This window comes from Brucella pseudintermedia (genome assembly GCF_008932435.1).
Classification (GTDB): domain Bacteria; phylum Pseudomonadota; class Alphaproteobacteria; order Rhizobiales; family Rhizobiaceae; genus Brucella; species Brucella pseudintermedia.
Map to the genome: position 1 here is coordinate 160,071 of NZ_WBWE01000011.1, position 21,417 is coordinate 181,487.

Genomic DNA, 21,417 nt, shown 5'->3' on the forward strand with positions numbered 1-21,417 from the left:
GCCTTCAGTTGATGGATTCGACGGCTTTCGCCAAGCCTTTGAGGGTTGCGGTCACGGTGATCGTCCTGCCATCCCTTGTGGGATAGGAAACCACGGGCGCCGTGTTTTTCGCTATCTGCTCGCGCATGACGGGACCAACGGGGAGCATCCCCACGCACACCGCCTGATTGCAGCCGTCAAGCGTCACCTGCACGGGCTCCTTGCGCCCGTCAAACTTCAGAGAGACCGCGCCATCGGCCTTTGCCACCGGAGCCGTGCGCAGGATCATATATGGCTTGCCGTCCTGCGTCGCCGCCAGCGACCAGCTGAACGCCATCTGCCCCGTCTGGTTCTCGATGATCTGCGTCACATTGCAGACGCGCTGCTTCTTTTGCAGATTCTCGTCGCAGATCAGCGTCCAGTTTTCAAAGGGCCGGATGATCCGCTGGTATTGGCCAGGTTTGACGCCTTCCGGAACCGCGACATCTGAAGGTTTGATCCGGAAGCCGGGCGAGCCGGTCTCCTGTCCAGACGCCGCGGCGCTGGACAGGAGGATCGAGGCCATGATGGCAAATGGAACGAGCCTTGCCATCAGTTCAGCGTGAAGCTGATACCCGCGCCGACGCCGACGTCGCCATCGGCAACGGTGCCCGAAAGGTTGGTCCGCATGCGGCCATCCTCGCTGGTGTAACCCGCGCCGAAGGCGAGCGCGCCCTTGCTCTTCCAGTAACCGCCGCCCATGGCGACGCTCAGCTTGCCGGGGCGATCATCATAGCGCAGCGATGCCGCAGCCAATCCGATCGCCGCAGCCGAACGGGCCTCGGAGCGGATGCCATCGAGATTCTGATTCAGCTGATCAAACTTCTGGTTCAGATGGTCAAATTTCTGATCGGTGTAGGCTTTCGAATTGTCGATTGCGTAATTGACGCGGCTATCCGTGTAGGACTTCGCTTCATTGAAGCTTTCATGAAGCTGCGCCACGTTCACCGCGTCATTGTCCTTCACACCCTTGCCGACATTGGAGATCACAACCGGCGCGTTCACATCCCCGCCGATGAGCGTCACGCTGTTCTTCTTGCTGCCGTCGGGATTGAGATCATAGAACACGGCGTTATCCTTGACCTCACCGACACCGCCCTGCAAATCCTCGATCGCCTGGTTGGTCGCGTGAAGCTGCGAGCCGTTGATGGCATCGGTGCTATCGGCAGAAATGCGCCCCGCGGCGACATTGGTGATCGTCCGCTCCGAGCCCTTGTCACCGACGCTGACCGTGCCGACCGGCGCGGTGCCAGCAAATTCATAGTCCTTGCCGCGGATAGTGGTGCCCGCCGTGCCGACAGCCGTTTCCGTGACAGAACCCGAACCGAGCGCCACGTCATTACCATTGGTGGCCTTGGCGCCTTCACCGAGCGCGACCGAACCATTTCCGGTTGCGCTTGAGCCGTTGCCGGCGGCGAGGCTGCCCGAGCCGCTGGCGATGCTCTCCGGACCGATCGCGACGCTGTTCGCGCCGGTCGCGGACGAATCCGCCAGGGTGGAGTTGGCATGGAAATATTTTATGCCGCCGCCGCCATTGATCTGGTTCTGCAGATTGGTCAGGCTGTTGTCCACCGCCGTGAAACCATCATAGACGGTGGTGTACTGGTTGCCCTGAATATTGTAAGTCGGCCCGGTGATGGAGCCGTCCGGATTGACGACGGTCGAGCCTCCGAAAAGGTTGGTGACGTTCTGGGAAACGCCGCGCAATTGCGAAACATTCACCGCGTCCGTATCCGCCGAACCTGCCGCTACATTGGTGAGCTTGCGTTCGGCTCCTGCCGAACCGAAAGAAACCTCGCCTGCCGAGGATTGAGCGGCCGCCAGCGCGAAGGCCGTATAGCCGGACTGTGCTCCCACGCTCGTGACTGAAGATGCGCCGATGGCAAGGCTGTTGGCGTGATTGCTGGTCGCTCCCGCACCCAGAGCAATCGAGTTGACCCCGGCCGCCGTCGACTGTGTGCCAATCGCCACGCCGTCGGCGAGCATCACATGCGCACCCTGACCGATGGCAGTCCCACCCGGCGCGGTCTGATCCACGACCGCGTGATTGCCGATGCCGATGCCATTATTGCCATTGACCACCGTGGTCGGGCCGACGGCGATGGACTCCTCACCCACCGCAAGCGAATCATCCGCCGTGGAATTGGCATGGAAATATTTGGTGCTCGTCGCCGAGACGGAGGCGATAGCGCCTTGCAGCTGGCGCATCGTCACCGCGTCCTGTGCTTCCGTGCCGTCCGCTACGTTGGTGATCTGGCGATATGAGGTCGATGTTCCAACCGAAACCGCGCCGAGCAGCTGTTTATCGGTCGTGTTGTATTCGATGATGCCCGAGGCGCCGATGGGTATCTTCCCGCTGCTTGGTGCCGTTGCCCGGTCTGAAACCGAACCCGAGCCGAGCGCGACGCCGTCCTCGACCAGGCTGCGGCTGCCGCGACCGAGCGCAAGCGAATTGTCGGCCACCGCCGTCGCATCATAGCCAAGGGCGCTGGAGCCGATCCCTTGCGCGAAGGAGTCGGTCACGGGAAGCGTCCGGTCATTGGTGCGCACATAGCGGATGCCATCGCCATTCGCGTCGGTATAAGTCGTGGACGTGTCACCGGCAATGTTGGTGAGCGTGGTGCTGATATTGTTGACCATGCCCCCGACGGTTACGAACTGATTGCCGAGATTGGTGAGGTCGCCCTGGACCGTGGTCACCCGGCCATCCAGATTATTGATGTCGATGCTGTTCTTCGTGACCTGCTGGTTGGTCGCATAAAGCTGCGAACCATTGACGGCATCGGTCGAGCTTTCGCTCAACTGTCCGGCAGCGACATGCTGGATCTGGCGCTCGGCACCTGCCGAACCAACCGAGAAGGCACCAGCCGGATTGGCTCCAGCAAAGCTATAGCTGTTTCCGCCGATGGTCGTCCCGCTGACGGCAACGGTCGTTTCCGTTGTGGCATTCAGGCCGATGGCGACATCACCCGCATTATTGGCAACGGCATTGGGACCGATGGCGACGGAATCCGTGCCGATGGCCTGCGAATCCGGCTGGCTCGAATTGGCATGGAAATATTTGATGCCAGCGCCATTGTTGATGTTGGTGATGGTGTCACCAATGTTGGTTACGCGGGTGTCGAGATTGGCGACATCGCCTTCGACGGTCGTCACCCGGCCATCCAGATTGCTAATGTCGGTGGTGTTCTTCGTCACCTGCTGGTTGGTCGCATAAAGCTGCGAACCATTGACGGCGTCGGTCGAGCTGTCGCTCAACTGTCCGGCAGCGACATGCTGGATCTGGCGCTCGGCACCTGCCGAACCGACCGAGAAGGCACCAGCCGGGTTGGCCCCAGCAAAGCTGTAGCTATTTCCGCCGATGGTCGTGCCGCTGACGGCAACGGTCGTTTCCGTTGTGGCATTCAGGCCGATGGCGACATCGCCCGCATTATTGGCGACCGCATTCGGGCCAATGGCGACGGAATCCGTGCCGATGGCCTGCGAGTCTGGCTGGCTCGAATTGGCGTGGAAATATTTGATGCCCGCGCCATTGTTGATGTTGGTGATGGTGTCACCAATGTTGGTTACGCGGGTGTCGAGATTGGCGACATCGCCTTCGACGGTCGTCACTCGGCCGTCCAGATTGCTGATGTCGGTGGTGTTCTGAGTGACCTGCGTGTTTGTCGCATAAAGCTGCGAGCCGTTGATGGCATCCGTAGACGTATCGCTGATCTGTCCTGCGGCAACGTTCTGGATTTGACGCGGAGCGCTTGCCGACCCCACGCTTACTACATCACCAGCCGCTGGCGCGCCGCCGGCAAAACTATAGGTTTTACCGCCGATGACAGTGTTTGGCGTGGCCACAGCAGCCGAGACCGTCGAGCCGTTGCCAAGCACCACGGCTCCGTCGAGGCCGGCCCCTACGGTTACGCCGCTACCGACGACAAACGCATTGTTGGCGTTGATGGTATTGTTGTTGCCGAGCGAATAGGAGCCCGAGCCGGTGACCGTGCTGGGATCGCCGATGGCGGCGGAATTGGCGCCGCTCACCACGTTACCTTTGCCGATGCTGATGCTGTTCTGGCCAGTCGCCGTGGCTCCCGTACCGAGCGCTATGGCATTGATGCCCTCGGCGCTCGCTTCCCGTCCCATCGCCACGGCATGGCTGGCCGTGGATCTTGCAAGAATGCCAATGGCCACACCGCCGAAATCGCCCGTGACCGAAGCTGTGTTTCCAAGCGCGACTGCGCTGGCGCCAGTCACAGTGGTATTGTAACCGATGGCAACAGAAGCGCCCGCGCCCGTGATTTTGGCGTTATAGCCCATGGCAATGGAATTGTTGACTGCCGCGGAATTCGTGCCGATTGCAACGGCTTGATCCAAGCTGGCATTTGCGTTGTGGCCCATCGCGATTGCATCTTGACCCGTCGCCTTGCTCACGCGGCCCAAGGCGATTGCATCGGTTGAAGAAGCGGTCACATCGGTGCCGATGGCGATAGCGCTTTCGGCTGTAGCACCAGCCGTCGCAACGGTGCGGGCACCAAGAGCGACAGCATTCAACCCCGTCGCTTGTGCAGCAAAACCGATGCCAATGGCATTCTGCTGGCTTGCGACAGCGTTCGTGCCCTGAGCGATGCCATCTATCCCGGCCGACTTGGCATTGACGCCGATGGCAATCGCGCGACCGCCGGTAGCACCATCATTATTGTAGTTTCCGCCGGGGAAGCCGCCGTCATTGACGCTGAAATAATGCGGCGTCGCACCCGCGATGCTGGTCGCCAGGGTGTTGATGGCCTGATTGGTCGCAAAGAGCTGCGAGCCGTTGACGGCATCCGTGGACGTATCGCTGATCCGGCCCGCCGCCAAATTGGTGATGGTGCGCTCGGCTCCCACCGCGCCAACACTGACCGTCGAGGTTGGATTAGCGCCGGCGAAGGTATATGTAGCGCCCCGGATTACGGTGTTCTTCGTCGCTACCGCTGTCGCCGTCACCGAGCCGGAACCGAGTGCGACATCGCCCGCATTTGCCCCTGCAGCCGCGCCGCTTCCCAGCGCCAATGAACCTAGCTGGCTGGCTGTCGCGTTGGAACCAAGCGCAGCAGACTGCACGCCGGAGGCAGCGGCTTTGGTTCCCATTGCCATGGCGTCCTCGGCATTTGCCGTTGCGGATGATCCCGCTGCAAGAGCGCCTTTTGCCGTTGCTTGCGACTGAATACCGAGGGCCACCGCGGATTCGCCCGTAGCAGTTGTTGCACGACCCAATGCGGTGGAGTTCAATCCCGTCGCCACACTCACGCCACCAATGGCAGTGCCCCCGTTGTCAGCCGAGCTTGTTCCACCCATCGCAACGCTCTGGAAACCATGTGCCTGCGCCGCGTTACCCAGCGCCACGGTGCTATTGCCATCGGAAACGGTATTGGCGCCAAAGGCTATGGTAGCAAAGTTGCTGGCCTTGGCGCTCGTTCCGAAAGCGAGCGTGTTGTTTCCGTCAGCCGCGCTGAGGCGACCGATTGCGACGGACTGAAATCCCAATGCTGACGCATCATAACCGATCGCTGTCGCTTCCAGACCGCTGGCATCCGCTGAAAGGCCGATGGCGGTCGTAGCCTCATTCCTTGCGGTTGCCATGCGGCCAATGGCAATGGCGTTGGAGATGGCGGCTCCCGCAACGCCAGCCTCGGAGCCGGTTCCAATCGCGATGCTGTTATCCCCATGGCTGATCGCGATATTGCCGAGCGAAACGGTATTCGCGCCAGTGGACGCGGCTGCCTGACCGATAACGACGCCGCCGTTGAAACCCAGGCCCTCGATGTATGCGGTGGGGTCAGTGACGGTGGCTGTCGCATTGCAGCCAATTACCGTAACGCCGTTTGCCCCTGCATAGGTCCCGGAGGGGCATGCCGGATCATTCGCACCTATCGCGATGGCCCGTGTCACTCCCGGCGCAACGGTTGCACCGCCGGAGACGTTATTTGCAAAGGCTGGATCGGCAAGCAGACCGAGTGCGAGAAGCGCGCTCATGCCGCCGAGCGCAAATACCGGGCCTGCCGATGAGAAAAGATTCGAACGGATGGAGCCGCCAGCCCCCAACAGGCCGAGCCCCATATTTTTGCGCCGTACCCCCAGCACACGATGCGCCAGACGCAACACCGCCATCAGGCGGCGACGCAGGGAACGGGACTCGGATGCTCCAGCCATCCAGTTGCCTGAAAAGCCGCCGCGGAACTTTGCCGACGAAAGGATTTCAGTTGAACCACTCATCTACAAGTCCTCCTCATATGTTTCAGTCAATGCGCGCCCTGTTTCAACGCCGCGGCGCTCCATCGTTTCGAAGGCGGAAAGGACCCAAGAGTCCGTCGTCTCCGGCACGAGGCGCAACGCGGCGTCGGCGCGGCCGGGTGAAAGTTTGCGTTCCAGCAGTTCCCGGCAAATTCCAAGATGAACGGCAGGCTGCTCCGCTTCGTAGGCTGGAGAAGTCAAACCGAAAATGAATAGCGCATAGAGATGATCGAATTCCGCTGGACTGAGCCGTTCAGCAAAGCGGCCCGTAAGCACGCTCCAGACCGCTTCGGTCTTGGTAGCGAAGACATCAATGCCCGGCAGGACAGGCGCATGCGCGCGCTTGTCCTCAGTTCTCTTGACCGCAAGTGCAGAAAAGCCCCTCGACATCGCCGGCAGCTCTACCCGCGGTGTCCGCTCGAACATGACATTCGACACACTATCCCCTCTTGATCTGCATCAAGCGCATAGAGACATACGCTTGCGGAGAGGTCTTATCGAAAATCACCTATCTTTTAGAGAATATCACCATATTAGAGGACATGGATACTTATGTTGCTGGTTTGCAACGCTCGCAAAGAACGCTTCAATATTTGATTAAGCATGTCTGGACCGGAACGAGGCAGGGCTCAAACCGATAAAGCGTTTGAAGGTCTGGGTCAGGTGCACCTGATTGCCGAAGCCGCAATCGAGCGCGATCTGTGCGATGGGCAGGTCTGTCTCGGAAAGCAGGCGCTGCGCGCGTTCCATCCGGCGGCGCAATACATATTGATAGGGTGTCAGGTCGGTCGCCCTTTTAAACAGGCGGCTGAAATGATTGGGGCTGAGATTGCACTGGCGGGCCATATCCGCCAGCGACAGAGTGGAGGCCAGATTAGCCTCTATATAATCCTTGACCAATCGAAGGTGTTTTGGATCGAGTCCCTGCGTCGCCGGTATTTCGCTGACAGCCAAGGTCGAGTGCTTGTAGATAAGTCTTGCCGCGAAAGCCCTCGCCAACTGGTCGGCGTAAAGAGCCGAAGAAGCAAGCGGATTCTCCGCAGCCTCGCATAATGCGACTGCCAACTGTTCAAGAAGCTGGTCGAGCATGGCGAACCTGGGCAGGATTCTAACGCGGGAAGGATCACCATGCGCACTCTCCGCCGCAATCTCCTCGATGAGCGCTTGCTTCACATAGATATGCAGGGAGGCGAAACGTCGCTCATTCCGCACCTCAAACCTTGTCCCGGCGGGAACGATCCCGAAGCTGCCGGAAAGAAATTTCTTTTCCTGCGTAATGCCATCAATCGTTCGGCTGAAAACGACCGGGCCATTGAGAACAAAGCTCACCAACGGATTTCCGCAGGCGGGAAACGACCTCCGGTACGGGTTTTCTATCTGGCGGGATACGAAGACGCTTCGCCAACCAAGCGCTTCACTCGTTGAAATGAGCTCACTGAAATCTGCCAGCGAAATGCCATGGGTCTGATCGCCGCCAAAGACCGCTTCCTTGGCTGGCTCCGCCCGCCGTCCTGCATGGGTAGCTGGCCGGAATCTCAGCCCCCCATTTCGAATATACATTTTCTATCGACCGCCCATGTAGTCCCAAAGATTCGGAGGAACATAACCGCCCTCTCACATTTCCGAAATCGCTAATGTTTGGGTGGCAGACATAATGGGCGACATAGTGACAAAGAGCACGAGCACTGTGCGCATTGCGCAACTAACACCGTGACCCTTGCACAATATCCTATTGCGAATGGGAGCGGTTTCGACAGCGAGCTGGTTGGGATATCCCGTGTCAGAAGTTCATCGTCCGCAGCCGCCATGGTGCCGTTCGGATTCATTCATCTACCCACGTAGCGGGGACGGGCAATCATACCAGCATCAACCGGCGCACTCGCGCCCATCGCTGTTTGCATAACGAGAAGCCTTGCAAGCGCTTCATGTCGCAAAGCGCTACGCCACCAAACGGCAACTTTCACCGCTTGAACCGCTTAATTTACGCCGGTTGGGAATTCCAAAGAAAACCGTTCAATTCTTACCTGAAGGCTGCAAAAAACAAAAAACTCCCGGCGGGATTCGCGCGGGAGTGTTTGAATCGTTGGTTGCGGGGGCTCGCAACAAACGATTCCTGCGTTTAGTTGAACGGACTATATCGAAATTCGCGGCTTAATTTGTTAACGGGGACCAAGTTCGAATTCCTAACGCGAATCCGCCAAAACACCGCCAATCGCCGTATTCTAACAGAAGAGATAAAAATCCGCCGTTTTTACGCTACAACCCGATAAATCGTGAATGTTAGGCGTCAACTTCCAATCCCATTTCAGCCATTCGACTTAACTCGGTCGCGGTCGGAAACCTGCCGTTTTTCGCGGAGTGCAGTCGACAGCGCAGCACTGACGGGAAGCCATCGTCTGTAGAACTCTCTTCGTTGAGAAAGACACAGCTTAAGCAAGCACCTCGGCGGCTACACCTGTTTGGCTGATTTGCATGATCAGCGCGCCATGGAGCAGACCAGAAATGGCGCTGATGTTCTCGGCCGCATATCGTCACCTCCTCATGGTCCGCACGTTGATTAATTGGAAATTTTCATCTCCGGATCAAAGTCGTATCGACACGAAGATTGCCCCTTGAACAGTTCTGCGGCGAAACTAAATTGTAGTTGTCTGACGCCCCCATTGGGGGTCGGAAAACCGAGCGGATGCAAAAGCGTCCTGCGGGATAACAACTTGTACCCATATTGCTTCACAAGGAGGATGTGGCTATGAGAACCACTTTCGATTTTACTCCCCTGTTCCGGTCGAGCATCGGCTTCGACCGAATGCTGAACGCGCTCGAAGCTGCGAGCCGTGTCGAGACCATCGACAACTGGCCGCCTTATGACATAGCCAAGACCGGCGAGGACGACTACCGCATCACCATGGCGGTGGCCGGCTTCTCGCAAGACGAACTGACCATCACCCAGGAGCAGAACATGCTCCTGGTATCCGGTCAGAAGGCTGGCGAGGATAACAGCCAGTATCTGCATCGCGGAATTGCCGCGCGCACATTCCAGCGTCGCTTTGAACTGGCCGACCACGTGAAGGTCGTGGGCGCTAGCCTCGTCAATGGTCTGCTGACGATTGATCTCAAGCGTGAGATTCCCGAAGAGATGAAGCCGCGCAAGATCCAGATCGCGGCCGGAGAGGCACTGCCCAAGGTCGAGACCAGGCAGATCGAGGCCGACAAGCAGGCCGCCTGAGGTAGCTCTCTCAGCGTAATTCGCGCAAGGCGCCGGGCACTTCCCGGCGCCGACGGGAAAGCATTGTCAATCGAACGAACAGAAAGGAGAAGAATAATGAGTGTCCGTGATTTGATCCCCTGGGGCCGCAGCAACGGCAATCAGGTTCCCAGTGTTTTGCGCGATGGCGATCGTGATCCGTTCCTCTCGCTGCATCGCGAGGTGAATCGGCTGTTTGACGACGTCTTCCGCGGCTTCGGCTCGAACCTGCCCTCTATCGTGGGAGCTTCCGCCTTCAGCGGCGGCTGGCCGAGCGTGGAGATCTCCGACGGCGAGAAGGAAATCAAGGTGACAGCTGAGGTGCCGGGCCTCGAAGAGAAGGACATTCAGGTCCTGCTCGACGACGGCGTGCTGACGTTGAAGGGCGAGAAGCGCTCCGAGACGGAGGACAAGGACCGACAGTTCTCCGAGCGCTTCTATGGCCGCTTCGAGCGTCGCATCCCGCTCGGCTACGAGGTCAAGGACGACCAGGTCGACGCGCGGTTCAAAAACGGCGTGCTGACCGTGACCTTGCCCAAGAGCGAAAAGGCGCAGTCGCAGGTGAAGCGCATCGCCATCAAGAGCTGATGCATGGCAGGCGCCGGCGGCGGGCCACCTGGCCGCCGTCGGCTGCATCCTTCGCCAGAGAGGGAGGGATGAACAATGGAGATGACGAGACAGATCAACAGATCAACTGGAAATTCAATTCCGCAAGAGCGGCCGTCGAACGACAACCGGCACAAGCCCCTTTCGATGGGGCGCTCGGTCTTCCCGGCTGGCGCGGTTGCGCGCATCTACAAGCCGTCCCGCGCGGTGACGACCTCCGGCAAGGCCGGCACGAAGGGCTGGCGACTTGTGTTCGAGCGGCGCACCGCGCCCTTCATCGAGCCGCTGATGGGCTACACGGGCGGCGACGATACGCTGACCCAGGTCGAGCTGAGCTTCCCGACATTGCAATCGGCCATCCGCTACGCCGAGCGACAGGGTCTGACCTATATGGTCCAAACACCGCCCCGGCAGACGACAGGCAGTGGCCGCAGCCAGCGCGCCGATGAGAAGCAGGCGTGTGTAGGAAAATCAACGCACGCCTTCTCGGATGCGACGCTCGACCGGCTCGGGCTCGCCGCCCTTCGAGAGACCTACGGGCGTGCGCTCGACGGCGCGGCGAACCGCAACGACCCGTCCGGTCCTGAAAGCTGGACGACGCCCATGAAGGTGGTCAGCGATCCGACGCTGACGCTGGAGGCGAAGCGCGCGATTCTGATGAACTGGGCCTGGACCGAGTACCTGATCGACCAGGCCACCAACGAAGGCATGCCCGAGAACGACCGGCCGTCGCGCCTCGACGAGGTCGAGCAGGCGCTGCTCGCGCTTGAACGCGAGGTTGCGGATGATCGGGATGATTCAGGCACACGAAAGGCAGCGTGAGGTCCGGCGATGGATACGCATGTCGTTTTCGATTGCCAGAAGGTTCTGCCGAACCGGTTCGCGCTGACGCTTGCCGCTGCCTCCCGCATCCGGGCGCTCGCCCGGGGCGCGGAACCGAGGCTCGACGCAGTCGATCGCACCGTGGGCGATTTGCCCTGCACGAGATCGCGGCGGGCGCGTTCACGCTGGATGAACTCGCACCGTTTTTGCCTGGAGCGGATGAAAGGCGTCTTTTGCCTCCGCGCGATCCGGCTTCCAAGCTTCGCGATGGCGGAGGCGGAAGCGCCGCCGCACCCGCCTCCCGTTCGCGAAAGACGGTTCGTTGAAGAGGCAAGCAAACCAACACGGAGGAATGAACGATGCTGAAGTCTTTGTCTTCCGATAACCGGATGGCTTTCGATGTCCTCAACATCATTGCCGGTCTCGGTCTTCTGCTGTCGCCTTGGCATCTCGGCTATGCGGCTGAAACCTATGCCGCATGGAATGCTTGGATCGTCGTTGCTGCCGTGACGCTGATCGCGGTCGCTGCGCTCTATACATTCCATCAGGTCGAGAAATGGGCCAACGTGGCACTCGACCTTTGAACCGCGCGGGCCAACCTCCGCTCGGCCACATGACCACATGGCGCATGATCCTCGCACAGCGCATGCTCGGGGCGGGCAAGAGAGGGGCGGCGGTGGCCGAAGCTGTCGGATACCATTCACATAGCGCGTTCGCCCAGGCGTTCAAAAGAACTTTGGGCCCTACACCCCCGTCCATGAAGTAATCGGCAGGCCTCCTCCAACGACACCCAACTTGCGGGCGGCATCAATTTATAGGGTTACGGAGTAGACGCAGTCCTCCGTTTCGTCATTCTCAAGCCGAAGAATACCGCCGACGCCTCATAACCTACAAAGCCATTCAGTGAAATAACCAATGGTTATTACACTCCGAGGCGGTTGCTTTCCAAGGGGGCCGCGCGCACCGTCCAGTGGCTACACAGGGAATTGAATGCGAAGCAAAAATCGGTCGGGATGCGCTCAGCTATCGTCCAGCAGGTGAAGCAAAGATCGAACGCGGAATTGCGATGCGTGTCGTCAGCCCCTTCGCCGACAGGTCACGGGTTATTCGTCCGCGGAGTTGATCCTCAACCATGGTTTTGATGAGTCGCGAACCAAACCCCTCTCCGGCTTCGCCATTCACGCAGCCGCTGAACTTCTCGTTCCATTCGATAATCTGGTGATCGCCGTCCGTGCTCACCGTGACATGAAGGGCTCCCGCAGCCCGAGACAACGCCCCGTATTTCGCGGCATTGGTGATCAGTTCGTGGAATACCAAGGCAACCGATGTCGCCACTCCCGGGTCAATTGTAACGTCCAGACCATCAATAGTGATTCGATTGTTGCTTCCGCCCATGTAGGGAGCGAGCAATTGTTCCAGCAAACCTCGCAGTGAAGCGGAGTTCTGCTTCATCCCGGCGCGAATAAGCCCATGGGCCCGGTGCAAGGCATCCAGACGGGCTCGTAAGGTTTCTGCAAGCGGCCGGTGTTCCGGCTGCTCTCGGACAGACACGGCGATCAACCCATTAACCAACGCAAACAGATTCTTGATCCGGTGGTCGAGTTCCTGAGATACCATCTCGCGTTGTTCTTCCAGCAGCTTAGGCGCATCGATATCCGATGACGTCCCGTACCAGCGGATGATCTCGCCGTCTGCATTTCGGAGCGGAAGGGCAACGACCCAGAGCCAACGATAGCTGCCGTCATGATAACGAAAGCGGTAGTCGATGTCGTAGGTCTTGCCAGTCTTCAGACACTCTTGCCAGGTTTCGGCAACCCGATCCCGGTCGTCAGGATGGATGAGTTTCTGCCAGGTTGTCGGCTGGATATTTTCCGGGGCGATGCCGGTGAATTCCGTCCACCGTCCGTTGAAATAATCGTGCCGTCCGTCCGCATCCGCGCTCCAGATTATCTGGGGTATGGATTCCGCCAGAAGGTCGAACCGAAGATTGCTCTGTTCGAGAGCGGCCGCCATCTCGCTCTGCTCAGTTGTGTCAATGACAACACCTGCGAACTGGACGATCCGTCCCCTGTCGTCACAGACAGGGCGCCCGGAAACAATAAACCAGCGGGTGTCCCCTTTGCTGGTTACTGCGCGATAGTGACAGCGATAATCCGAACCCGACGTGATTGCGGCGCGCAAACCCTCAAAGACTCGGTCGCGATCCTGGGGGTGAACAGATGGCGACAGCATATCAATCCTGACGCCACGCCGTGATTCCTCCTGGGAAATACCAAACAGGCCGGCAAAGGAGCCGCTCGTGGTTACCCTGTTACTGCGAACGTCCAGATCCCAGGTTCCTACGATACCACCGGCATCAAGTGCCAGTTCCATCCGCTGTTGCGACCACTCCAGCGCCTTGAGCGCCCGCATTCGTTCGGTCGTTTCGCTGGCAACCACCAGAACGCCATAGATGTGGGCATGGGTGTCGGCTATGGGTGTCAACGCGAGGCTGAACCAGGCCGTTTCCAACTGCCGGTCGCGCAACAACTTGACTGGCTGGTCGCGGAAACGCACGCCTTTGCCGTCTTAACAGGAACTGATCGCATCACGGAAAAAGCTGGCCGCTACGGGCAACGCTTTCGTAATCGGTTGCCCGAGTGCAGTTGCATAGCGCTCACCGAGCATCTCCTGCAGGGCATCATTCTGAACCACAAGGCCCTCGCGACCAATCAGAACTGCCATGGGTGCAGCAGAAAGCAAAATCAGTCGGACGGCTGATTTGAGTTCTTCTGGCCAGATATAGATCGGCCCCGCCGACGATCGAGACCAGTCGAAGGCACGGATGTTCCTCACCATGACGCTCGGGTTCGCGAATTCGTCATGCCCCTCACTGAACCGGGCGAACAGGTGCTCCGGCATTGTCCCTCCATCAAACGCTCAGTTCAAACCTACAATGCGTTTCGGCGCTCGTCCATTCGACATAGCTGTGTTTTAACTTATCTGTCAGCCTAGACCTTGGAGCAAAGGTGGCAGATGTCCTTATATACTGAATTGTCTATTTAAGATCATCGAGTTGTAGCATTTACAGCAGCATCATAAATATCTGCTCTGTAATCTTCCTTCGAACAAGCCCCCTGTGTGCCCCAGCCACGGAACTTAAGCTATCACATTGCGTTAAAAGACGGGTGAAGATGCCCGCTTTGAACCGGAACACTGGCTAATTCTCACATTTTTCCGCGAACTTAGCGGCCTTCGGCGCTTCAAATATCGATCCGACAATTCATGAGAGGAGAAGTACCATGGCAAAGGAAAAGACCCTTGAAGACCTGTTCCACGACACTCTCAAGGACATCTATTACGCTGAGCGCAAGATCCTGAAGGCTTTGCCGAAGATGAAACGTGCGGCGCAGTCGGAAGACCTGAAGGCTGCTTTCGAGAAGCATCGCGAAGAGACGGAGGGCCATGTCGAACGACTTGTCCAGGTATTCGAGATCATGGGCAAGGCAGCGAGAGGCAAAACCTGCGACGCGATCGAAGGGATCATCGCCGAAGGCGAGGAGATCATGGAGGAGTTCAAGGATACAGCGGCGCTCGACGCCGGCCTGATTTCGTCCGCGCAGGCGGTCGAGCACTACGAAATCACCCGATATGGAACTTTGAAGCGGTGGGCAAAAGAACTTGGCCTGAGCGATGCGGCGAAGCTTCTCGATCAGACGCTTCAGGAAGAGTCGAAAACGGACAGCGATCTGACGAAACTTGCGGATGCTTCGGCCAACCAACGCGCCAAGGCTGCGTGATCATGAAGCAAGGGTGCCACTCGGCACCCTTGCCAATTTGTATAGAGATCACATAACGGACGGGAGCCAGCTATGTCAGCCACCGACAAAGCCGCAAATGTGCAGAAATCACTCAAGATTCATGACCAAAAGCTCGAAGCCAGCCCAGGCGGAGATCTTTATCAGATTGCCGGCGACAAGTCACCTGCCATGACCACCGCGCAGGGTGGGCCGGTGTCAGACGACCTCAACACGTTGAAGATCGGCCAGCGTGGTCCTACGCTGATTGAGGATTTTCATTTCCGGGAAAAAATCTTTCACTTCGACCATGAGCGTATTCCCGAACGCGTGGTTCATGCGCGGGGCTACGGCGCGCATGGCTATTTCGAGACGACAAAGTCACTCAGCGAATATACGCGCGCAGACATTTTCCAACGGGCTGGCGAGAAGACGCCAGTCTTCGTCCGTTTCTCCACGGTCGCCGGTTCGAAGGGTTCGTTCGACCTTGCCCGAGATGTGCGCGGCTTCGCCGTCAAGATGTATACCAATGAAGGTAACTGGGATATTGTCGGCAACAACATTCCCGTGTTCTTCATCCAGGACGCCATCCGGTTTCCCGATATGGTCCATGCCGTCAAGGAGGAGCCTGACCGGGCTTTTCCGCAGGCCCAGTCAGCCCATGACAATTTCTGGGACTTCATCAGCCTGACGCCGGAATCCATGCACATGATCATGTGGGTCATGTCGGATCGCGCCATCCCGCGCTCCTTCCGCTTCATGGAGGGGTTTGGTGTTCATACGTTCCGTTTCCTGAACGACAAGGACAAGTCGACTTTCGTCAAATTCATCTGGAAGCCGAAACTTGGCCTCCAATCGGTCGTCTGGAACGAGGCTGTCAAAATCAATGGTGCGGATCCGGATTTCCATCGCCGCGATCTGTGGACCGCGATCCAGGCCGGCGACTTCCCTGAATGGGAACTGTGCGTGCAGCTCTTCGATCAGGACTTCGCGGATAGTTTCGATTTCGATGTGCTCGACCCGACGAAGCTGATTCCGGAAGAAGTCATCAAGCCAATACCGGTCGGACGGCTGGTGCTGGATCGGATGCCGGATAATTTCTTTGCCGAGACTGAACAGGTCGCGTTCATGACGCAGAACGTTCCCCCCGGCATCGATTTCTCCAATGACCCGCTGCTCCAGGGGCGCAATTTCTCCTATCTCGACACGCAGTTGAAAAGATTGGGCAGCCCCAATTTCACACATATCCCGATCAATGCGCCGAAGTGTCCGTTCCACCATCTCCAGCAGGACGGCCATATGGCGATGCGCAACCCTGTCGGACGAGCAAATTACCAGCCTAATTCCTGGGGCGAAGGGCCGAGGCCTGATCCCACGCGCGGGTTCCGGTCGTTTGCAGCGCAGGAAGACGGACAGAAAGTTCGCCTCCGACCGGAGAGCTTCGCCGACCATTACAGCCAGGCGAGGCAGTTCTATCTGAGCCAGACCGCTGTGGAGCAGAACCATATCGCTATGGCGCTGACCTTCGAACTGTCGAAGGTGGAAACGCCTGTGATCCGCGAGCGTATTGTGTCTCATCTGCTCAACATCGATGCCAACCTTGCGGAAACGGTCGCCGGAAAGCTCGGCATCCGCAAGATGCCGAAGGCTGCGGATGCGATGGTGCCCGTGCGCGACGATCTTGCTCCGTCTCCTGCACTCAGCATTATTGAGAACGGACCCGGCACCTTCAAGGGCAGAAAGATCGGCGTGCTTGTTGCCAATGGCACTGATGCGCAGGTGCTCAAGGGTATCCGGCACGCCGCGGAGAAGGAAGGCGCAATGGTGGAACTGGTTGCGCCGACGGTCGGAGGTTTCGAAGCATCCAGCGGCGACTGGATAGAGGCCGACCATATGATTGACGGCGGTCCATCCGTATTGTTTGATGCTGTAGCCCTTGTGTTATCTGAAGAAGCGGCCAACCGGCTTATCGGCGAGTCCACGGCAAGAGACTTTGTTGCAGATGCTTTTGCCCACTGCAAGTTCATTGGCTTTACCGCAGGCGCAATGGCGCTGCTTGCCAAGGCCGGTATCGAGCCCGAAATGGACGAAGGGCTGATCCCCCTCGACAATGCAAGGGCGGCTACCGATTTCGTCGCGTCCTGCCGCAAGCTCCGGATATGGGCGCGTGAAGATACCGTAAAGCTCTGAGCTCACGGCATACAACTGATGTGAAGAGATGTTCGAAGTGCAAACACAAGCGGCCCGGCCCAGCCGGGCCGTTTACCGCGCATATTGGAATGTGGAGAAATTGGTAATCGCCCATGAAGAACATTGCTATCGTCGGCACCGGTCCGACCGGGATCTATACTTTCTCCTCGCTGCTTAAATTCGCAGAGCCAATTTCCATCTCGATCTACGAGAAGGAAGATGAAGCCGGCGTAGGCATGCCTTATAATGACGATGAGAACAGCCGCATGATGCTTGCCAACATCGCCAGCATCGAGATACCGCCGATTACCTCGACCTATCTCGACTGGCTGCACGAGCAGGACGAGACGCGTCTCGCTCGATACCGGGTCGACAAGGAAGGTCTTCACGATCGACAATTCCTGCCCCGCATTCTGCTGGGCGAATATGTCCGGGATCAGTTTCTGGCTCTTGTCGAGGCAGCGAGTCGAAAAGGCTTTGAAGTCGAAGTGCATGAATCCTGCGAGGTCACGGATATCGAAGCCGCCGCCAATGGCGTAAAGCTCTGGTCTGATGGCAGCCTCGTTTCGAAACTCTTCGATCTCGTCGTCATCGCCACCGGCCACGTCTGGCCCGACGACGACGAAGCAACGCGCAGTTATTTTCCCAGCCCCTGGTCTGGACTGATCGAAGCCAGAATACCAGCGTGTAAAGTGGGCATTATGGGCACATCGCTCAGCGCCATCGACGCAGCGATGGCGGTCGTTGCCCAACATGGAAGCTTCATCGAGGAAGAAGACGAAAGCCTGCGCTTCGACCTTGACCCGGACAGTAAAGGTCTGACGATAACGCTTATGTCCCGTTCAGGCATCCTGCCAGAAGCGGATTTTTATTGCCCGATCCCTTACGAGCCCTTGCAGATTGCCACGGAGCAGGCGATCAACAGGGAGATCGAGAGCGGTGCCAGTGGCTTGCTTGACAGGATATTTGCCTTGGTCGCGCGCGAAATCGAGTACGCCGATCCGGCCTGGAGTGAGCGTGTTACGCTTTCGAAGCTCGACGCTGATAGCTTCGCTGATGCCTACTTTGCCGACCGCCAAAACCACGATGCGTTCCGCTGGGCAGAATACAATCTCAAAGAAGTCGAGCGCAACAAGCGGGAGAAGCATACCGTCCTCTGGCGCTATGCAATCCTTCGGCTGCACGAGGTCGTGCAGGAGATCATCCCGCATCTCAATGAAGAGGACCGCGAGCGGTTTGATACCGGTCTCTGCAAGGTCTTCGTCGACAACTATGCCGCCATCCCGTCGGAATCGATCCGCAGGCTGCTGGCGCTGCGCAAGGCCGGCCTGATAGACGTGCTCGAACTTGGGCACGATTACGACATGGAGGTAAGGAAGGATCACACCATCATCGCCATTGGCTCGGAAATACGGACATTTGACGTGTTCATCGACGCCCGTGGCCAGAAGCCACTCAAGACGAAGGATTTGCCGTTTCCGTCACTGCGCCGGCAACTCGTTTCGGTCGGAGAGGATATTCCGGACGTCTCAGACGACTACACTCTGCTGGCACCGGACATTGCATGTGGCAAGATTGCGTTCGGCGCGCTGCCGTATCTGATGCACGACCAGCCTTTCGTGCAGGGAATTACGGCAAGTGCCGACATTGGAGCAGCAATGGCTACTGCTGTCAGTGAACTAAAACACCAAACGCGCCGGCGGCTTCCTTTTATTGATCTCTCCTGATCGAAGCTGAAACATTGACGGGTCAGACAGATACGCCCATGCGAGCGGCCTGGATTATATCTTCGATCAATTCACGCCTTGCACGTTCTCTCGCGACACTGTCGTTTAACCGCAAGATATAGGATGGATGCCAGGAGATCAGCACCGGTCCACCGTGTAACCCGATTTCAGCCTGACCGCGTCGCGAAGTAAGAGGAGCGTTGTTATCCGTCAGAGCGAACGCCGCAGAGGCCCCCAACGCAACCACCATGCGTGGACGGATGAAAGCCAGCTCAAGCCCAAGCCACCAGCGACAATGCAGAATTTCCTGCCGGTCAGGATTTTGATGCAGGCGGCGCTTGCCACGCGGCGTGAACTTAAAATGCTTGACTGCATTTGTCAGCCAGACACGTTCGGTTCCCACTTGCGCCGCAACCATCACCTCGCGCAGGAGACGACCGGCTGGACCGACAAAGGGACGCCCTTCCAGGTCCTCACGATCACCCGGCTGTTCTCCTACAATCATGAGCTCAGCGTCTTCCGGCCCTTTACCCCAAACAGTCTGGGTTGCGGCCTCGCATAATCCACATCGACGGCAATGTCCGGCAGCCGCTCGCGCTTCGATCATTGTCTGGGGGAGTTCGGCCGCTTGCGGCATTGCAGCGCGATAACGGGTCGAAATCGCGACTGCGCCAGCCGCTGGTGACGTTTCTGCAGCCGCGCGCATTCGCTCCACTCGCGACTCGGCATCTCGTAACATATCTGGAAACAGGCGCGTTTCGGGTAGGTTCTTCCAATACTTCTTAGGCATTTCCGCGCGCATCGCATTCAACTTTACCCGTGCCGGATTGAAGATGTTCGCGAAATAGGTGCCCCAAAGCGTTTCGGTGACATCTTCCGATAAGTCAGGGCGTGTGCCGCCTGGGTGGTAACTAAGTCTGCCGGCCTCAAATCGAGCTGTAAGCCTGGGCGTGGCGATCACCCAGTCCATATCCGCGAAACGCTTTACAAAAAAGGAACTACCCGGTTCGACTATATTATGCTCCGGCTCAAACCAGGCTGCAAAGCGACGACGCAATCCAGTCTCAGGTAATTCGCGAAACCGTACGAAAGCATGCATCTTGTGGATATCACGACCAACCGATTTTGCCATGAGATGCAGCCGCCGCCCAAGCGGGTCGGCATGGCTTAAAGGTTCTCCCGCGTTTCGGTCAAGCCGCCATAACGCCTGATAGAGCAGTCCGAACCGTTCCGGATTCGAATGCCAGATGACCGAATGCGCAAGCTTCAAAAACCCCTGCGTAACGCTTGCCTTATGCTCACCAGGCGCATTGGGCAGCGACGCCCCATCAAACAATCCGTCTGCTCCGATCCAATCGATATCATTTGGCTCGATACCATGTGATATCGCGATGCGCGCCATCTCACGCCACGCATCGAAGGTGCCGCCGTCGGGTAGTTTAACGGAATAGATCATAATAGCCGCAGTTGCTCAGCGGGAGGTGCAAATCGAGCGCGTAAATCGACGTTGTCGATGAGCCGCCCCGGCGACCAGCCAGGTGTCATGATAAAGGGGCGTGCCTTGTTCATGTTGGCACCTATCCGCACCAGATCTTCGTATCTTAAACCGCCGTTCTGGCGCGCAACGATTATGCGATCCACCGTGCGGGTACCGAATCCAGGAACACGCAGCAGCAATTCACGGCTTGCACGGTTTACATCCAGAGGGAATAGGCCACGGTGCTGTATGGCCCAGGCAAGTTTTGGATCCAGTTCCAAATCAAGATGACCAGCCTTCGTGCCGGTAGCGATTTCCTCGGCGGTGAAACCATAAAAACGCAAAAGCCAATCTGCCTGATATAGGCGGTGTTCACGCAGAAGCGGAGGCTGGATCAAGGGCAGAGCTGCGGAGGCGTCCGGGATCGGGGAGAATGCTGAATAATAAACCCGTCGCAGCTTGTAACCACTGTAAAGCCGTGTCGACATTTTGAGGATGGTCACATCGTCTGCCCCATCCGCGCCGATGATCATCTGCGTGCTTTGCCCGGCCGGTGCAAACCGGCGCGGCTTACGCCCGGTATGGGTCTTATCTTTTGCCGCCTCGCCTTCCAGCCGCACTTGTGCCATCGCACCACGGATCGTTTCAGGGCGTTTTTCCGGAGCGAATTTGCGCACACTTGCGTCCTCCGGCAATTCGACATTAATCGATAGCCGATCAGCCCAAAGCCCGGCCTCCCGGATCAAGTCCGGACTTGCATCGGGAATCGTCTTGAGATGGATATAGCCGCGGAAGCCGTGACCCTCCCGCAATGTCCGCGCTATGCGTACCATATCGGACATGGTCTGGTCGGGGGACTTGATGATGCCCGAGGACAAGAACAGGCCCTCGATGTAATTGCGTCGATAAAATTCCAGCGTGAGCGAGACAACTTCCTCGACTGAGAACCGCGCCCGTTCCACGTTCGAGCTGACCCGGTTTATGCAATAGGCACAGTCGAAGATGCAGAAGTTGGTCATAAGAATTTTCAGCAGGCTGATACAGCGCCCATCCGGAGTGTAAGCATGGCAAATCCCTGCCCCTCCCGACGATCCGACACCGCCCTTGCTTGCATCGCGCTTCTCGCCACCGCTTGACGCACAAGATGCATCGTATTTTGCCGCATCCGATAGAATGGCAAGTTTATCCTGAAGGCTCTTTTTCACCATATGAGCGAAGATACATGTTCATGTTTTGTTCGTCAATAAAAGAGATTTTTTGCGGATCGCTCACCACGACGTGACCTGTCGCCTGCAAATC

16 protein-coding genes are annotated in these 21,417 nt (G+C 58.0%); 8 read left to right on the top strand and 8 right to left on the bottom strand.

The features are described from left to right. Positions 1 to 4: 4 nt before the first annotated feature. The 4 genes from F9K78_RS15460 to F9K78_RS15475 all read right to left on the bottom strand — a co-directional run bounded on the left by F9K78_RS15460 (position 5) and on the right by F9K78_RS15475 (position 7,608). The gene (locus tag F9K78_RS15460; RefSeq protein WP_151682372.1) at positions 5 to 571 is read right to left on the bottom strand and encodes an invasion associated locus B family protein; all 567 of its coding nucleotides are present in this window, start codon (positions 569 to 571) and stop codon (positions 5 to 7) included. Further along, a complete protein-coding gene (locus F9K78_RS15465) occupies positions 571 to 6,261 on the bottom strand; it encodes a YadA-like family protein (protein WP_167518123.1) in 5,691 nt (1,896 codons plus the stop codon). The genes F9K78_RS15460 and F9K78_RS15465 overlap by 1 nt, the downstream gene beginning before the upstream one ends. Next, the gene (locus F9K78_RS15470; protein WP_151682373.1) at positions 6,262 to 6,717 is read right to left on the bottom strand and encodes a hypothetical protein; all 456 of its coding nucleotides are present in this window, start codon (positions 6,715 to 6,717) and stop codon (positions 6,262 to 6,264) included. It lies immediately after the preceding gene. Positions 6,718 to 6,876: 159 nt separating this feature from the next. Beyond that, positions 6,877 to 7,608 (bottom strand): helix-turn-helix domain-containing protein, encoded by a 732-nt coding sequence (locus tag F9K78_RS15475; RefSeq protein ID WP_167518124.1) that lies wholly within the window; start codon positions 7,606 to 7,608, stop codon positions 6,877 to 6,879. A gap of 1,417 nt (positions 7,609 to 9,025) precedes the next feature. Between F9K78_RS15475 and F9K78_RS15480 the strand changes: the two genes are divergently transcribed. The 5 genes from F9K78_RS15480 (at position 9,026) to F9K78_RS22365 (ending at position 11,714) form a co-directional block, all read left to right on the top strand. Then, positions 9,026 to 9,502 carry an Hsp20 family protein gene (locus F9K78_RS15480; RefSeq protein WP_151682375.1) on the top strand — a complete coding sequence of 159 codons (477 nt, stop codon included), beginning with the start codon at positions 9,026 to 9,028 and terminating at the stop codon, positions 9,500 to 9,502. A 96-nt stretch (positions 9,503 to 9,598) separates the two neighbouring features. Beyond that, positions 9,599 to 10,108 carry an Hsp20/alpha crystallin family protein gene (locus F9K78_RS15485; protein WP_109987522.1) on the top strand — a complete coding sequence of 170 codons (510 nt, stop codon included), beginning with the start codon at positions 9,599 to 9,601 and terminating at the stop codon, positions 10,106 to 10,108. A 75-nt stretch (positions 10,109 to 10,183) separates the two neighbouring features. Continuing rightward, the gene (locus tag F9K78_RS15490) at positions 10,184 to 10,948 is read left to right on the top strand and encodes an NADH dehydrogenase ubiquinone Fe-S protein 4 (protein ID WP_109987523.1); all 765 of its coding nucleotides are present in this window, start codon (positions 10,184 to 10,186) and stop codon (positions 10,946 to 10,948) included. Positions 10,949 to 11,307: 359 nt separating this feature from the next. After that, a complete protein-coding gene (locus F9K78_RS15500) occupies positions 11,308 to 11,532 on the top strand; it encodes an SPW repeat protein (RefSeq protein WP_235925443.1) in 225 nt (74 codons plus the stop codon). Beyond that, a complete protein-coding gene (locus F9K78_RS22365) occupies positions 11,505 to 11,714 on the top strand; it encodes a helix-turn-helix domain-containing protein (RefSeq protein ID WP_353653608.1) in 210 nt (69 codons plus the stop codon). The genes F9K78_RS15500 and F9K78_RS22365 overlap by 28 nt, the downstream gene beginning before the upstream one ends. Positions 11,715 to 11,971: 257 nt before the next feature. Here the strand turns inward: F9K78_RS22365 and F9K78_RS15510 are convergent, their stop codons facing one another. Both F9K78_RS15510 and F9K78_RS15515 read right to left on the bottom strand, forming a co-directional pair. Further along, positions 11,972 to 13,504 carry a sensor histidine kinase gene (locus tag F9K78_RS15510; RefSeq protein ID WP_151682377.1) on the bottom strand — a complete coding sequence of 511 codons (1,533 nt, stop codon included), beginning with the start codon at positions 13,502 to 13,504 and terminating at the stop codon, positions 11,972 to 11,974. A 12-nt stretch (positions 13,505 to 13,516) separates the two neighbouring features. Next, entirely contained in the window at positions 13,517 to 13,849 is a 333-nt protein-coding gene (locus tag F9K78_RS15515; RefSeq protein WP_151682378.1) for a hypothetical protein, read from the bottom strand. Between the two features lie 380 nt (positions 13,850 to 14,229). Here F9K78_RS15515 and F9K78_RS15520 point away from each other — a divergent pair, with 380 nt between their 5' ends. The 3 genes from F9K78_RS15520 (at position 14,230) to F9K78_RS15530 (ending at position 18,641) form a co-directional block, all read left to right on the top strand. Continuing rightward, a complete protein-coding gene (locus tag F9K78_RS15520; RefSeq protein WP_109987526.1) occupies positions 14,230 to 14,727 on the top strand; it encodes a YciE/YciF ferroxidase family protein in 498 nt (165 codons plus the stop codon). Between the two features lie 72 nt (positions 14,728 to 14,799). After that, positions 14,800 to 16,914 (top strand): catalase, encoded by a 2,115-nt coding sequence (gene katE, locus F9K78_RS15525; protein WP_151682379.1) that lies wholly within the window; start codon positions 14,800 to 14,802, stop codon positions 16,912 to 16,914. 113 nt (positions 16,915 to 17,027) lie between these two features. Next, entirely contained in the window at positions 17,028 to 18,641 is a 1,614-nt protein-coding gene (locus F9K78_RS15530) for an FAD-NAD(P)-binding protein (RefSeq protein WP_151682380.1), read from the top strand. Between the two features lie 22 nt (positions 18,642 to 18,663). On the opposite strand, the gene F9K78_RS15535 is transcribed toward F9K78_RS15530, so the two are convergent. Continuing rightward, positions 18,664 to 20,097, bottom strand: coding sequence for a UdgX family uracil-DNA binding protein (locus F9K78_RS15535; RefSeq protein ID WP_151682381.1), 1,434 nt, complete (start codon positions 20,095 to 20,097; stop codon positions 18,664 to 18,666). Then, a complete protein-coding gene (locus F9K78_RS15540; RefSeq protein WP_198517584.1) occupies positions 20,094 to 21,323 on the bottom strand; it encodes a putative DNA modification/repair radical SAM protein in 1,230 nt (409 codons plus the stop codon). The genes F9K78_RS15535 and F9K78_RS15540 overlap by 4 nt, the downstream gene beginning before the upstream one ends. Between the last annotated feature and the right edge of the window lie 94 nt (positions 21,324 to 21,417).

What these genes read in the sequence shown, in the direction of transcription:
- F9K78_RS15480 (WP_151682375.1), top strand. Translation starts at nt 9,026, where the DNA reads ATGAGAACCACTTTCGATTTTACTCCCCTGTTCCGGTCGAGCATCGGC.
- F9K78_RS15535 (WP_151682381.1), bottom strand. Translation starts at nt 20,097, where the DNA reads ATGATCTATTCCGTTAAACTACCCGACGGCGGCACCTTCGATGCGTGG.
- F9K78_RS15530 (WP_151682380.1), top strand. Translation starts at nt 17,028, where the DNA reads ATGAAGAACATTGCTATCGTCGGCACCGGTCCGACCGGGATCTATACT.
- F9K78_RS22365 (WP_353653608.1), top strand. Translation starts at nt 11,505, where the DNA reads ATGGGCCAACGTGGCACTCGACCTTTGAACCGCGCGGGCCAACCTCCG.
- katE (WP_151682379.1), top strand. Translation starts at nt 14,800, where the DNA reads ATGTCAGCCACCGACAAAGCCGCAAATGTGCAGAAATCACTCAAGATT.
- F9K78_RS15460 (WP_151682372.1), bottom strand. Translation starts at nt 571, where the DNA reads ATGGCAAGGCTCGTTCCATTTGCCATCATGGCCTCGATCCTCCTGTCC.
- F9K78_RS15500 (WP_235925443.1), top strand. Translation starts at nt 11,308, where the DNA reads ATGCTGAAGTCTTTGTCTTCCGATAACCGGATGGCTTTCGATGTCCTC.
- F9K78_RS15485 (WP_109987522.1), top strand. Translation starts at nt 9,599, where the DNA reads ATGAGTGTCCGTGATTTGATCCCCTGGGGCCGCAGCAACGGCAATCAG.
- F9K78_RS15490 (WP_109987523.1), top strand. Translation starts at nt 10,184, where the DNA reads ATGGAGATGACGAGACAGATCAACAGATCAACTGGAAATTCAATTCCG.
- F9K78_RS15520 (WP_109987526.1), top strand. Translation starts at nt 14,230, where the DNA reads ATGGCAAAGGAAAAGACCCTTGAAGACCTGTTCCACGACACTCTCAAG.
- F9K78_RS15515 (WP_151682378.1), bottom strand. Translation starts at nt 13,849, where the DNA reads ATGCCGGAGCACCTGTTCGCCCGGTTCAGTGAGGGGCATGACGAATTC.
- F9K78_RS15465 (WP_167518123.1), bottom strand. Translation starts at nt 6,261, where the DNA reads ATGAGTGGTTCAACTGAAATCCTTTCGTCGGCAAAGTTCCGCGGCGGC.